Raw genomic sequence first — 12,957 nt, forward strand, 5'->3', positions numbered from 1 at the left:
TCAGTGTTGATAGTATAAAGTATCGTTTTAACCGTTTCACGATAGCGTTTTACCAGACTGAATAAAAGCTTCCGGGCATGTTATAATTTCGTAAGAATTTGTTCATTTCAGATCATGGTGTCATTTCAAAGAGGGTATTATGCATTATCATGAATTAGGGGAAACCGGTCTTCAGGTAAGTGAAATCTGCTTGGGGACCATGACTTTTGGTCAACAGAATACAGAGGCAGAAGGGCATGCACAGCTCGATCAAGCGCTTGATCATGGCGTGAATTTTGTTGATACAGCTGAGTTATATTCCATTCCCCCCAAAGCCGAGACTTACGGCACGACTGAACGTATTATTGGAAGCTGGCTGAAAGCACGGGGCTCACGTGATAAAATTATCCTGGCCAGCAAGGTTGTCGGTCGTTCTTCAAATGACTGGTATCGCCCCGAAGGTGAAAAGCCGCGTTTAACCCCAAAGCAAATCCGCTATGCCATTGAAGGTTCATTAAAGCGCCTGCAAACGGATTATCTTGATCTTTATCAGCTTCACTGGCCTGACAGGGTCATTGGATTATTTGGCGAAGGGGGAACGACCTTTAGGGAATTATCCAAATCTGATGAAGTTCCGGTTGAAGAAACATTGGGTGCCTTAAGTGACCTTGTTCAGGAAGGGAAAATCCGTCATTTCGGCTTGTCAAACGAAACGGCCTGGGGGACTGCCAAGTTTCTGTCCGAGGCAGAGAAAAAAGGACTGCCTTCCATAGCGTCGATTCAGAATGCCTATAATCTGATAAACCGCACCTTCGAGATTGGTCTTGCAGAAATGTGTCTGCGTGAAAAGGTCAGTCTTTTGGCTTATTCCCCTCTTGGTCAAGGTTATCTGACAGGGAAATATCTTGATGGTGCCCGTCCCGAAGGCGCACGGACGACATTATTCAATCGTGGACAGCGTTATGAAAAACCGGGTGTTGATAAAGCCATTAAAGCTTATAAATCCTTGGCAGAGCAGAAAGGGCTGAACCTCGCCCAGATGGCAACAGCTTTTGTAATGTCACGTCCTTTTGTGACGAGTACGATCATTGGGGCAACGTCACAGGCGCAGCTTGCTCTTTTGCTGGAGACAAAGGCAGATATGATCACGCCTGATATTGAGGCGGAGATCAATGCGATTCATCAGCTGAATGCCAACCCCGCTCCCTGAGCTTATGGAAATAACCCCGTTCTGTTATGAAAACAGGGTTATTTCCAGATTATCCTTTTCAGACATAAAAGCAGGCCAAACATAATAAAAAGATAAGCTAGTATTGCGATGCCATAAAACTGGCGATGTGTTGCCCGTGGTGCTGCTGCCCAGTCCAGGAATTTTGAAACATCATGCGCCATTTGAGGGATGTCAGCGACTGTCCCGTCGGGATAGGTAATAGTCTCTTTTAAAAAAGGAGATGGCATGCGGAAAACGCGATGACGTGTCAGGGCGACTTTATTGTAATAGCTTTGCGGGGCAAGGATGTAGCCAGCGGGTGGCGGGGTGAAGGATTTAAGCATGGCCTCAATATAGCTTCCCCCCCCGACCTGACGGGCGAGTATGGACATGTCTGGCGGAGCATCGCCCCCAAAAGAGGCTTTTGCCGCTTCCAGGGTTGGAAAAGGGGAGGCAATGAAGTCGCCAGGTTTGGCGTTTCGGCTTTCAGCCCATTTTTTGAGTGATGAGGGCGCGATTCCTAAAGCAGCCATATCATTATAACGGGCCTGGGTCATGCCGTGGCAATCCATGCAAACATGCTGGAAAACATATAAGCCGTGTTCCAGTGTTTTCTCATCTGCATAAGAATGAGAAGATAATCCAAAAAGGCCAATTCCCAGAAGTAGGATTTTCAGTGTCAGCCCTTTCATTTTAGCATCTCCTTCTGGCGTTCCTGCCAGCTGACGCAGGGGAGCAGGATGAGAAAAACGCTGAACCAGACGATCAGGGCAAGCCTGCTTAATATGACCCATAAAGCAGAAGGAGGTAACAGACCTGCAATCGTAAGGATGATGAAAGATACAAAAAACAGGATCCATCCGGCACCAATAAAAGGTCTGAAACGTGCATTATGACGAGAAGAACGGTCCAGCCACGGGAGAGCAAATAATAACAGCATACTCCCCAGAGCCGTCACCAACCCGCCTAATTGAGAGGGGATAGCACGTAACATGGCAAAAAAGGGCGCAAGATACCATTCAGGGCTTATGGTCGGTGGGGTTTTGAAAGCGTTGGCAGGGAAAAGATTTGCCTGTTTTTCAATAAGTCCTGGAAGGAAAAAGATGAGAGAGGCATAAAGGATCAGGAACAGACAAATCGCAATACCATCCTTGATTGTATAAAAAGGATGGAAAGGGCGCATATTCATATCCGGTTTGGGAGAGTCTTTCGTTGGATTGGTAGAGCCTACACTATGGAGGCAGAGAATATGTATTATAACCAGCGCGACAGCAATAAAACCTAACGCAAAATGAAGTACGAAAAGTCGCCGCAGGGCAATATCTCCTAGCTCACTTCCTCCAAGCAAGAGGGTCATGAGGGGTTTACCGATCAGGGGGATGGATGCAAGCGCATGCGTTGCAACTGTGGCGCCCCAATAGGACATTTGTCCCCAGGGGAGAATATATCCAGCAAAAGCTGTGCTCATGAATAAAGTCATAAGCAAGAGTCCGCTGCACCAGACAAATTCACGTGGCGCCTTATAGGATCCGTACCAGAGGCCGCGCCCTGTATGGAGGTATAAGGCGGCAAAAAGCATTGTGGCCCCTCCCATATGCAAGGCACGGATGAACCACCCTGCTGGGACGCGGCGTTCTATTGACATGACAGAAGAAAAAGCGTGCTGTACGTCCGGTTGGTAATTGATTGCAAGAAACAGGCCACTAAGTCCCATAAACCCCAAGGCGACGACCAGACAGGCCCCCACACACCAAAGCCAGTTTACTGCCGGCATTGGGAAATGGACAAAATGCTCATGACATTTCCGAAAAAGAGCGAGGCGCTGGGGAGGATTTTTCTTGTGGGAATCAGGGGTCATGGGACTCAGTTATCAGGGTTAGAGCTGGCGGATATCATTCATGGTAAAATGAGGCTCCCCAGCGCTCTCGCCTAACCTCAATGTCGTCGGATTTATAAAGCGGGCAGGGGGGACAGGCAGGTTATAAGGTGCCGGCATGGCTGTAAGAACACGTCCCGCATTATCATATTCTGAACCATGGCAGGGACAGAACAGTCCCCCTTTAAGATAGGGGACACGATTATCGGAAAATTTAGGCACACAGCCAAGGTGAGTGCATATACCAATCAATATGGCATAAGCGGGATTGATGGACCGGTAATCATTTACGGCATCTTTGGGTTGTTGACGGATTTTCGAATCAGGGTCGCTGAGTTTGGCTTTCAAAGCAGGATCAGTCAGAACGGCCATCATTTCAGTCGTTCGGTGCAGGATGAAAACAGGCCATTGTTTCCATATAACCTGTTTATGCTCTCCAGGTTTGAGATCCGATAGATCAACATCAAGCAATGCTGCTCCTTCACTGTTATGACCCGATTGTAATCTGGCATTAGGTCCTTTTAAACTTTCGATAAAAGGTGCAGCCAGTGTGCAGGCCCCTGCACCTCCCAGAGCTACCGTACTGGCCGTCAGGATTTGACGCCTGGTAGGGGAAGGGGTGTGCGTTTTTGATGGATCGTCAGAAGGAGGTGTACTGCTCATGGGACCGATTTGATGTCTATGGTTAAGAGAGGATTACTTAATGAAGAATATCTTCTTTATCAGAAGAAGAAGGGAAAAGCCGATGCACAAAATGGTTAGTATAGACGCCAAGCCTTCCCATCCATAGATAAACTATAGGCGTGGTATAAAGTGTGAGCAACTGGCTTACGGCCATTCCACCAAGAATAGCAACACCGAGGGGATGACGTAATTCACATCCATAACCATTTCCCAAAACGAGGGGGACCGCACCCAGAGCTGCGGCCAGGCTGGTCATTAAAATAGGCCTGAAGCGTGTCACAGCCGCTTTTGCGACAGCTTCCTGTGGGGAAAGCTTTTCTTCGCGTTCAGCCTGTAGGGCGAAGTCCACGACAAGGATGGCATTTTTTTTGACCAGTCCGGTCAGGAGGATAATGCCGATGATAGCGATAAGACTGAAACTATCGCCTGCAATCCATAATCCAAGAACACCCCCAATCCCTGCGGAAGGAAGCGTGGATAAAATCGTGACCGGGTGGATCAGGCTCTCATAAAGGACACCGAGTGTAATATACATTACTGCAATGGCAGCAATAAACGCGATCAGAGCATTTTCCATTAATTCTTTTGTCTCACCAGCGGTGCCTGTAAAACCGCCTCTTATCTGTGCGGGGGCATGAAGACTGACGAGTGTTTGTTCAATGATACTGACAGCATCGCTGTAGCTCACACCTTCAGGCAGATCAAAAGAGAGGGATGCTGCATAGCTTCCATCATGGTGATGAATGGATAAGGGTTGAGGAACCTGTTCAATATGGGCCACATTATCAAGTGGAATCATTGTCTCTTTTGAGGAAGAAACAGGTGCTCCGCTGGAGCTGTTGCCAGAAATCTGATTAGCAAGGTTATTGGTAATGGAGGCTCTGGCAAGGGCAGCCGCCTGATTTTCCTTATTTACACCTCTGACACGTATGAGGTTGGAAGCAATTCCCCCTGCTGCCGATCCAGCTGAAGTCGAGAGCCATAAATGATGGAGAAGCTGCGGATTTTCACGCCATTTTGGCCCCAGAACTAGCACGACACGGTGATCGGTCAGAGGGAGATGGATGGTCGAGGCTATTGCCTGACCATAGGAATCATATAGGGCATTCTGAACCAGTTGAGGGGTGACATTATAGCGCGCTTCAAGGTCGCGTATAATCATGACGGTAGCAGAGAAGGCGGGTTGCTCATTATCGGCTGTGAGATTTGTTAATTTTCCGCTCTGACGGAGCTTATCCATCAAGAGGGGGAGAATATTCAGTAGAGGGGCAGAGTCATCACTTTGCAGAACATATTGAAAATTACCCGTATCATTATCGCCACTACCGCTTTTACGACTATTGCTCATTGCCCAGAACATGACGTCAGCCCCCGCTTGGGGAGGAATCATTTTATTCATCCGTTCAATGACGTTATTGATGTTGTCACGTTCTGACTTATCTTTAAGCTGTATGAAAAAACGTGCGTTATTACTGGTTTGTGACATGGCTGAGATGGATGTTATCGCGGGGTCTTTTTGTAATATGCTCTCAACCTGATTCATTCTTCTGGTTAGTGCCTGAAATGAAAGTGAGGGCTCTCCCTTAATCCTTCCGATTATAATAGCCATATCCATAGAAGGCACAGGCTCTTTGGGCAGGATTATGATACCAATGATAAGCAGGAAAAAGCTTCCTGGAAGGGTCAAGCCGATTAGAACAGGATGTCTGAGTGCCCAATGAATGGAGTTTTTATAGGCATTGGTGAGGGCAGAGAGTGCTTTTTCTGTGTGCAGAAAGAATTTTGACAGTTTTCCAGAAGGAGAGACTTCTTCTTCTGAGTGGGTGCCTATCTGCAATAAATGTGCACACATCATGGGGGTAAGGGTAAGTGACATAACTGTGGAAACAGCAATCGCTGAAACAGTTGTCATTCCGAACTCATAAAGAAGAGAGCCTAATGTGCCAGGAATAAAAAGAAGGGGAATAAAGACCGCAATCAGAGATAGGCTGATGGAGAGCACCGTGAAAGTGATTTCAGACCCTCCTTTGATACTGGCCTGACGTCTTTCCATCCCTTCTTCCATGTGACGGGCAATATTTTCCATGACAACTATGGCATCATCAATCACGAAACCAATGGCAATGGTCAGCGCCATGAGAGAAAGAATATCAAGCGTAAAATGGAGAAAACACATTAAGGCCAGTGTCCCCGAGAGGGAGACAGGAACTGTGATCGTTGGAATAAGGGTATTGATGGGACGCCTGAAAAACAGGGCGATTACAAGAACGACGAGTAAAATGGAAATAATGAGAGTCAGTTTAGCATCAGCTAAGGAGGCCCTGATGGTTTTGGAGAGATCAATGCCAATATGAAGAGAAACAGTTCCTGGCAAGACTGCTTTCAGAGTGGAAAGGTGGTTATTAATGTCCTCTACAATTGCAACTGTATTGGCATGGGGTTGTGGCATGACGAGAATGGCGACTGCCCGTTTCCCGTTGAAACTGCTTGTCTGGTAAATATCCTGGACACTGTCATGAATTGAGGCAATGTCACGTAAATATAGAGGATTGAAATCATTCCGATAGCCAATAATCAAATCACGATAGGCAGCGGCATTCACGGCCTGATCGTTTGTTTTTAGACTGAGCAGCTGCCCGTTAAGAGAAAGAAATCCCTTTGGTGTAAAAGCATTGGCTGATGCCAGGGCTGAGCGGACATCTTCAAGACCCACGCCCCATTTATAGAGCGGGTATGGGTTTACTTCTACCCGAACAGCTGGGGTGGATGCTCCAACGACCTCAACACGGCCTACACCATTAATTTGCGCCAGAAGGGGGCGGACCCGGATCGTTGCGAGATCATATAAGTCAGCTGTAGAGAGTTGCGCTGATGTCAGGCTGAGCAAAAAAACAGGCATTCCACCACTATTGAGCTTGAATGCTTTGGGGTCAGAATCCAGTGTCCCAACAGGGAGGTCGTTACGTGCTGCCCTGAGAGCTGCCTGAACATCTCGTAAGGCCCCATCAATATTACGGGATGATGAAAATTCGAGAAATAAGGAAGACTGCCCGTTTTCTGTATCTGATTCTAATGTTTTAAGGTCTGCGATGGAGGAAAGATGTCGCTCAAGTGGTGTTGTGACTGAAGTTGCCATTTGCTGGGGGGCAGCGCCAGGCTGATTGGCGACGACCATAATGGAGGTCGCTGTCATATCCGGCATGGTTGCAACGGGCAGAAAAGGCAGTGCAATCAGGCCAGAGAGAAAAATAGCGAAAGCAAAAAGCGTGGTTGCTACGGGTCGATCAATGAAAAAACGGCTAAAGGCCACCCACCCGTCTCCATCTTTTCTGTTAAGGGTCTGATCATAGGGGGCAGGAAGTCTATGCTGCCCCTATATTTTAAAAATTAGGCGGTGCAATAATGGGTCCGGAAGTATAACCATATCCCGGGTTGAAGGTGGTATAACCGGGTACAGGATAAGGATAAGCAGGTGGTAATTCTGCGACTGGAGGTGGTGGCGGTGCGTTATAAATAATGGTTTGTGAGTTATCTATCACGGGACGGCCACGATAACCGTAGCTACCATAGCCATAATAGGGACCAGTACTATACGGATAGCCATATTCTCTATGTCTTAATGCGTAATCTACCGCACCATAGCCGACTCCAAGTCCGACTCCCCAGCCTAAGCCACGGCCAAAACTATGGCCGAAACTGTGATGGCGCCAGTAATGATGATAACCGCCATAATATCCATGGAAGCCGTGACGGGCTTGAGCAGGGGAGGAAGAGAGGCCCAGAATTGTGACTGAGCTTAATAAAATAGCAAATATTGTTTTTGAGATAAATCTGTTCAACATTAATATCCGCTCCATGAAGGGGGCCGTTTGGTGAAGTCTTGTTCAGTTGATTATATAAATTTTCATCCCTGTAAGTAGAGTGAAATTCACGTCATTTTTCTGTCATATAAGAGGGGACTCCTCAACAGGCAATATTCGCCCTGAGAGCATTTGTAATGTTCAGAGCATCATGGGGTGAGAGACAAAGAAGAAAACCCTGGGCGCCGCCATTGATCCAGATTTTGGAATGATTAAAGGCCGCTTCATCAATAACAACAGGCATCATTTGACGGGAACCGAAAATCGTGGTCCCACCAGAGACAAATCCCGTGCATGAATGTGCTTCCTCTGGCTGCATCATTTTGGCTTTTTTGGCGCCGAGGGTTTTCGCCAGGATTTTGAAATCAATGTGCTTTTCAACTGGGATAACAGCAAAAGCGCCTTTTTGTCCGTCCAGTTTTACGACCAGTGTTTTGAAAACCATATCCGCCTCTGCCCCGATAGCCTGGGCCGCCTGCTCACCTATATGGCCTTTCTGCGGGGCATAATGATATGATTTTGAGGTGAAAGTGATTCCCTGTGCTTCAAGGAACTGTGTAGCAACTGTTTCTTGTGGCAATGATAGGCTCCCTGTTAGATTTCGTCTGAGGTTGATTAAAGCCTTTATATCAGGAGTGAAATGTTAATGTATAAACTTTATGCTGCTTATGGGACAATGAGCTTGCCTGTGCATATTACACTTGAAGCTCTTAAAGTCCCTTATGAAATTCAATATCTTGACCTTGGAAATAGTGAACAGAAATCACCAGATTATCTGAGAATCAATCCTAATGGACGGATTCCTGCACTTGTTCTTGAGGACGGACAGGTCATTTATGAATCCTCAGCTATTTTGCTGACGCTAGCTGATTCCCATCCCGAAGCAGGGCTTTCACCCCGTCTTAATGATCCAAAACGTCCTCTCTTTTTGCAATGGATGTTCTTTCTGACAAATTCGCTGCAAGCAACAATGCTGAACAGCAAATATCCATACCGCCTGGTTGGAGAGGCCTCAGAAGAAGTTCTGAAAGCTGTCAGCAAGGGAGCTTCTGACTGTGTTGAAAAGTACCTTGCTGTTATTGACCAGCATCTGGCCAAAAATGGCCCCTATTTTATGGGAGAGCAGGTCACAGTGGCAGATTTCCACTTCGCGCTGAGCTGCCGTGCCTTAAGTGATTCTGCCAAACCACCTCGCTCATACACCCATATTGCAGCACTTTTAGACAAGTTGGATGCGTTGCCTTATGTGCAGAACAGCTGTGAACAGGAGCATCTCGACGGGCCGCTAGCCTGAGACGCTGATAAGGACAATTGTAGTTTCCCCTTATGATTTGGTATTTTCTCATATTCATAAGGGGGCCATATTCTAATGGAGTTCGGGTCTTAGGGACGTTTTGTAAGGGCTGTTAGCTGGGAGTGCGAGCACATTTTCGATATTTGCACCATGTCGATAAAGTGAATATCCCAATGAACGCAGGTAGGTACGTGCCTCGGCACCTTCTTTATTGTTCCAAGAGCTCATATAAATAATGGGAGAGAATTTCCTTATGGTTTTTTCACCACCTTCAAGGACATTCTTTTCCATGCCCTCTACATCCATTTTAATGAGATCTATTTTCGTTAATAGAAGTGAGTCTATGGTAACTATATCAACCACTTCTCTGTCATCCCGAGCGCTGGTGGTGTCCTTCTTGATAGGACGTTCATCTTTCAATGAGATGCCACCAAAATTATTTGTTTTGTAATAATCAATTTTTGGGACATGAAGGCTCATTTTTTGATGCCCAAGACCTTTCTGGTAACAATAGGCATTAGGAATATTATTGAGAGCGATATTAGAGACGAGTTCCTGAAAAACAAGACGTTGCGGTTCAAAAGCCAATAATTTTCCACTTATGCCAGCCATTCTACATAAGTCTACACTATAGGAACCTATATTAGCCCCGGCTTCTATAATGACACTTCCTTCGGAAATGAAATTCTTTAATAGTTCCAGCTCTACACCACACCACTGACCAGTTTTATATAGATCATTGCCCACATATAAATCATTTCTGTTAATAAGACGGGGGCCGGTCGGTGTTGTTATAAGATCATTAAAGACCGGAAATTTGGAAAAAACTTCAGATTTATAAGGAGAAGTAGCGAGATCAGATGTAATTTTGTCATGATTGTTTTGCCCTTCCCAATAGTGTCTGGCAAATACGTGCCCTGTCCCATTATAAGAAATACCTGAGCGAGATTCAGGAAGGAAATAATGGCTTGGCCATATAGTAATATTATGAGCTTCGTGAAACGCATTTATGATTTGGGTAAGAGTGTTTGCACCTATTTCCTCCCAATTTTCTTCCATCACAATATCGGATATATTTAAATCATTAAGATATTTTATAATACCCAGCAGAATAGGGTGTTCTTGAGTTGCAGCTAAATAGCCGTTAAAGAAAAGATGTGGTGTTTCAGTTTCATTTGCTGCTGATAGGCAGAATTGACTGTCAAAGAGCCACGCCTCAAGGGGTCTGATGCAGAGTGAGTTTGCATCAACGCAAAAGCCACCAACAGCATGGAGAATTTCATAACGCATCATATCTGAGATGAAAGCATAAACTCTAGAGGCGCTATTGTTGTTGCCGTTTTCTTTATAATGAGATGCAAGTTTTAATAATGACTTGATATGTTCCTCATTATGCCAGCTCATGCTTTCCAGATGTTCATTGGTCCATAAATGGACTATCCAGCCCGGGTTCATCTTTACCCAGCTTTCGATGCAGTGCGTGATAACTTCGTCATGATCGTCAATCCAGATAAGATGTAAATGCCGTGGAATATGCGAGTTCTCATTATACATTTCTGGGTCTCCAATTATTCATGCTGAAAATGATGTCTAGCATGAATTTCTATTTATTGGCGATGAGTAAATTATGAGAAAATGAGAAGAAGGTATTTGCAGTTAATTCTTATAGATATCATAATAATAATTATGGCCCTGTTATGGGTTTATAACAGGGCTATAAATGGTGATATTGGGTTTAATCAGTCAGTTTTTCTGGTCTGGATGGTAGTTCGGTACTGGTTGTATCTGAGCCCTCCAGGATGGCATTGAGGGCTTTAACATAAGCCTTGCTTTTTTCTCCAAAACTTTCTCCCATTGCGACAAGCAGGCTTGCATCATTTTTAATAGCGGCGAGTGCGGAGTGAGCCTGTTCAATGAGAGGAACGGGTTTTGGGGGAGGAGCATAATCAATGATTTTTCCATCCTGCACGCCCCGTCCCATAGGCAGGCGGAATGTGTCCTGATTAGCCCAGTCCGTAGCGGAAATAGCGATCATCTGATCAGCAGGGGGGACGAGAGCGACCGAGGATAGTGCCCATGTATCATACCAGCCAGTCACAGAGGTTGGCTGCGTGGCTTTGATGTCATAAGATGCATAATAACGGGCAGGATAATCAGTTTTACGTGTATTTTTTGATGTATTTGTCATGATAAAGATCTCTTTATTCAATAATGATGTAAATAATATTATGCCGGGCCGATGGCTATAACGTTTAATTTATAATCATGATCAATTTTTCCATTTGAGCTTCCTACGCTCAATGAAAATGATGAATGATTAATGGCTGGTGACATGTCTGTTTTATTATTGTGCTGTAAGCTTGCAAAATAAAATACGTCCCAGTAATCATCTATTGAAAAATGGCCATGACCGCATGTTACATATACCATGGGGGATGAAGAGAATGCTTCGGGGAAGCTGATTGTAGGGGTTGTATTATTTGATGTCGTCTGAAATGCCAGTAGTTTCATCGGTGTTGTGGAGCTATTGCTAATTTCCAGAACTCTATAACCTTCCTTAGGGATGATAGATCCATCTTCATCAGTTTCTAATATCTGGAAGCGATCTCCGTCTTTATTGACTAGTCCTAAGCGGCCATAAACCTGATCAGAAGCGGCATTATCGGCAAGTTGAAGATAAATTTGCTCAATATCAAGTTCACCAATTTGCGCACCTAGGGGCTTGGTGATTGTTTCATCATCCTGGGGGTAAGTCGCTGTAATGAAAAGTTCGCCTCCATCAGGGATGGCAGGAGATATGGATAAGTTTGTAGCTTTATCCGTAATTGGTGCTGGATGATAATTGCTCTTTAGGATAAAGAGGTTTTCCGCGTCTTTTTTGGTTAAAAGAGCTTCGTCACTGCCGTTTGTGACTATACCATCACTTTCAATCTGCACGCCAATATGTTCATTTCCATCCTGGTCACGGATAACGAGACGGCCAAACATTTTTCCCTGAGCAGGATTATTGGCAAGTTGGAGGAAAAACTCCGCACTTTCTCCGTATATTGCTCCAAGAGGCTGGGTGAGGGTTTCTTTATTACGGATAAAGGTCTTATCGACGATCAGGCTGCCATGAAGGACGCCACCAACGAGGGGATAATAAAGTTTTTCTGCCTGTTCTGTTGTAATAAGGCTGCTGACAGGCGTTTGGGATGCTAAAGAGTCCCGTAAAAGAGAGGTATTTTTATTTAATAGCTCAGTCGAAAGCGCTTGCCATGTTCCTGTATTCTGGGAGGGATCATCTTCATTATGGTCAATGGTTGAAACCCATAAACTATTCTGGTCATCTGGGTTTAAAAGAACGGATCCTGCTTCATAGCCGTTATGGGCTGTGACGTAAGCTTCATTCCATTCTGAAAGTTGCTTTGTTCCATAAGTGGCACAGGCTTTTTGTAGAATATACAGAATTTTATCAAGTGTGACTCCTTTATTCACAGGAGTCTGGGTTGTGTCATCAGAACTCATTGAAATCTCTTTCAATCAGGTTTCGAAAGATCGTTTTGCATTTTGTGACCTGTCGAAACCCTAATGTTATTTATAAATTTATTTTGATATTAATCAGTCAGTTTTTCTGGTCTGGATGGTAGTTCGGTACTGGTTGTATCTGAGCCCTCCAGAATGGCATTGAGGGCCTTAACGTAAGCTTTGCTTTTTTCTCCAAAATTTTCTCCCATTGCGACGAGCAGGCTTGCATCATTTTTAATAGCTGCGAGTGCGGAGTGGGCTTGCTCAATGAGAGGAACGGGTTTTGGGGGAGGAGCATAATCAATGATTTTTCCATCCTGCACGCCCCGTCCCATAGGCAGGCGGAATGTGTCCTGATTAGCCCAGTCCGCAGCGGAAATAGCAATCATCTGATCAGCAGGAGGGACGAGAGCGACCGAGGATAACGCCCATGTATCATACCAGCCTGTTACAGAGGTTGGCTGTGTGGCTTTGACGTCATAAGATGCATAATAACGGGCAGGATAATCAGTTTTACGTGTATCTTTTGATGTATTTGTCATGATAA

Annotated in this window: 12 protein-coding genes; 2 read left to right on the plus strand and 10 right to left on the minus strand. The window is 45.3% G+C overall.

Annotation, left to right across the window (positions count from 1 at the left end; genetic code table 11):
- Positions 1-139: 139 nt before the first annotated feature.
- On the plus strand, positions 140-1,189 hold the full coding sequence (locus AC3B6P_RS03275) for an aldo/keto reductase (protein WP_489804705.1): 1,050 nt from the start codon (positions 140-142) through the stop codon (positions 1,187-1,189).
- A 38-nt stretch (positions 1,190-1,227) separates the two neighbouring features.
- Here AC3B6P_RS03275 and AC3B6P_RS03280 read toward each other — a convergent pair whose 3' ends face one another.
- From AC3B6P_RS03280 to AC3B6P_RS03305, 6 genes are all read right to left on the minus strand, one after another.
- Complete coding sequence (locus AC3B6P_RS03280) at positions 1,228-1,881, minus strand: cytochrome c1 (protein ID WP_489804706.1); 654 nt, start codon at positions 1,879-1,881, stop codon at positions 1,228-1,230.
- Complete coding sequence (locus AC3B6P_RS03285) at positions 1,878-3,047, minus strand: cytochrome b (RefSeq protein WP_489804707.1); 1,170 nt, start codon at positions 3,045-3,047, stop codon at positions 1,878-1,880. The genes AC3B6P_RS03280 and AC3B6P_RS03285 overlap by 4 nt, the downstream gene beginning before the upstream one ends.
- Before the next feature lie 18 nt (positions 3,048-3,065).
- Entirely contained in the window at positions 3,066-3,728 is a 663-nt protein-coding gene (gene petA, locus AC3B6P_RS03290; protein ID WP_489804708.1) for a ubiquinol-cytochrome c reductase iron-sulfur subunit, read from the minus strand.
- Between the two features lie 37 nt (positions 3,729-3,765).
- Positions 3,766-7,059 carry an efflux RND transporter permease subunit gene (locus AC3B6P_RS03295; protein WP_489804709.1) on the minus strand — a complete coding sequence of 1,098 codons (3,294 nt, stop codon included), beginning with the start codon at positions 7,057-7,059 and terminating at the stop codon, positions 3,766-3,768.
- A gap of 70 nt (positions 7,060-7,129) precedes the next feature.
- Positions 7,130-7,591, minus strand: coding sequence for a hypothetical protein (locus tag AC3B6P_RS03300; protein WP_489804710.1), 462 nt, complete (start codon positions 7,589-7,591; stop codon positions 7,130-7,132).
- A gap of 121 nt (positions 7,592-7,712) precedes the next feature.
- Positions 7,713-8,189 (minus strand): YbaK/EbsC family protein, encoded by a 477-nt coding sequence (locus AC3B6P_RS03305; RefSeq protein ID WP_489804711.1) that lies wholly within the window; start codon positions 8,187-8,189, stop codon positions 7,713-7,715.
- A gap of 66 nt (positions 8,190-8,255) precedes the next feature.
- Here AC3B6P_RS03305 and AC3B6P_RS03310 point away from each other — a divergent pair, with 66 nt between their 5' ends.
- On the plus strand, positions 8,256-8,903 hold the full coding sequence (locus AC3B6P_RS03310) for a glutathione S-transferase family protein (protein WP_489804712.1): 648 nt from the start codon (positions 8,256-8,258) through the stop codon (positions 8,901-8,903).
- Between the two features lie 72 nt (positions 8,904-8,975).
- Here the strand turns inward: AC3B6P_RS03310 and AC3B6P_RS03315 are convergent, their stop codons facing one another.
- From AC3B6P_RS03315 to AC3B6P_RS03330, 4 genes are all read right to left on the minus strand, one after another.
- A complete protein-coding gene (locus AC3B6P_RS03315) occupies positions 8,976-10,457 on the minus strand; it encodes an FkbM family methyltransferase (protein WP_489804713.1) in 1,482 nt (493 codons plus the stop codon).
- Positions 10,458-10,638: 181 nt separating this feature from the next.
- A complete protein-coding gene (locus tag AC3B6P_RS03320; protein ID WP_489804714.1) occupies positions 10,639-11,091 on the minus strand; it encodes a hypothetical protein in 453 nt (150 codons plus the stop codon).
- Positions 11,092-11,129: 38 nt separating this feature from the next.
- Entirely contained in the window at positions 11,130-12,410 is a 1,281-nt protein-coding gene (locus AC3B6P_RS03325) for a hypothetical protein (RefSeq protein WP_489804715.1), read from the minus strand.
- An 89-nt stretch (positions 12,411-12,499) separates the two neighbouring features.
- Positions 12,500-12,952, minus strand: a complete 453-nt coding sequence (locus AC3B6P_RS03330; protein WP_489804716.1) for a hypothetical protein — start codon at positions 12,950-12,952, stop codon at positions 12,500-12,502.
- Between the last annotated feature and the right edge of the window lie 5 nt (positions 12,953-12,957).

The organism is Aristophania sp. ESL1142 (assembly GCF_058107345.1).

Excerpts from the sequence above, each read along its gene's own strand:
- AC3B6P_RS03280 (WP_489804706.1), bottom strand. The coding sequence starts at position 1,881 with ATGAAAGGGCTGACACTGAAAATCCTACTTCTGGGAATTGGCCTTTTT.
- AC3B6P_RS03315 (WP_489804713.1), bottom strand. The coding sequence starts at position 10,457 with ATGTATAATGAGAACTCGCATATTCCACGGCATTTACATCTTATCTGG.
- AC3B6P_RS03310 (WP_489804712.1), top strand. The coding sequence starts at position 8,256 with ATGTATAAACTTTATGCTGCTTATGGGACAATGAGCTTGCCTGTGCAT.
- AC3B6P_RS03325 (WP_489804715.1), bottom strand. The coding sequence starts at position 12,410 with ATGAGTTCTGATGACACAACCCAGACTCCTGTGAATAAAGGAGTCACA.
- AC3B6P_RS03320 (WP_489804714.1), bottom strand. The coding sequence starts at position 11,091 with ATGACAAATACATCAAAAAATACACGTAAAACTGATTATCCTGCCCGT.
- petA (WP_489804708.1), bottom strand. The coding sequence starts at position 3,728 with ATGAGCAGTACACCTCCTTCTGACGATCCATCAAAAACGCACACCCCT.
- AC3B6P_RS03330 (WP_489804716.1), bottom strand. The coding sequence starts at position 12,952 with ATGACAAATACATCAAAAGATACACGTAAAACTGATTATCCTGCCCGT.
- AC3B6P_RS03285 (WP_489804707.1), bottom strand. The coding sequence starts at position 3,047 with ATGACCCCTGATTCCCACAAGAAAAATCCTCCCCAGCGCCTCGCTCTT.
- AC3B6P_RS03300 (WP_489804710.1), bottom strand. The coding sequence starts at position 7,591 with ATGTTGAACAGATTTATCTCAAAAACAATATTTGCTATTTTATTAAGC.
- AC3B6P_RS03275 (WP_489804705.1), top strand. The coding sequence starts at position 140 with ATGCATTATCATGAATTAGGGGAAACCGGTCTTCAGGTAAGTGAAATC.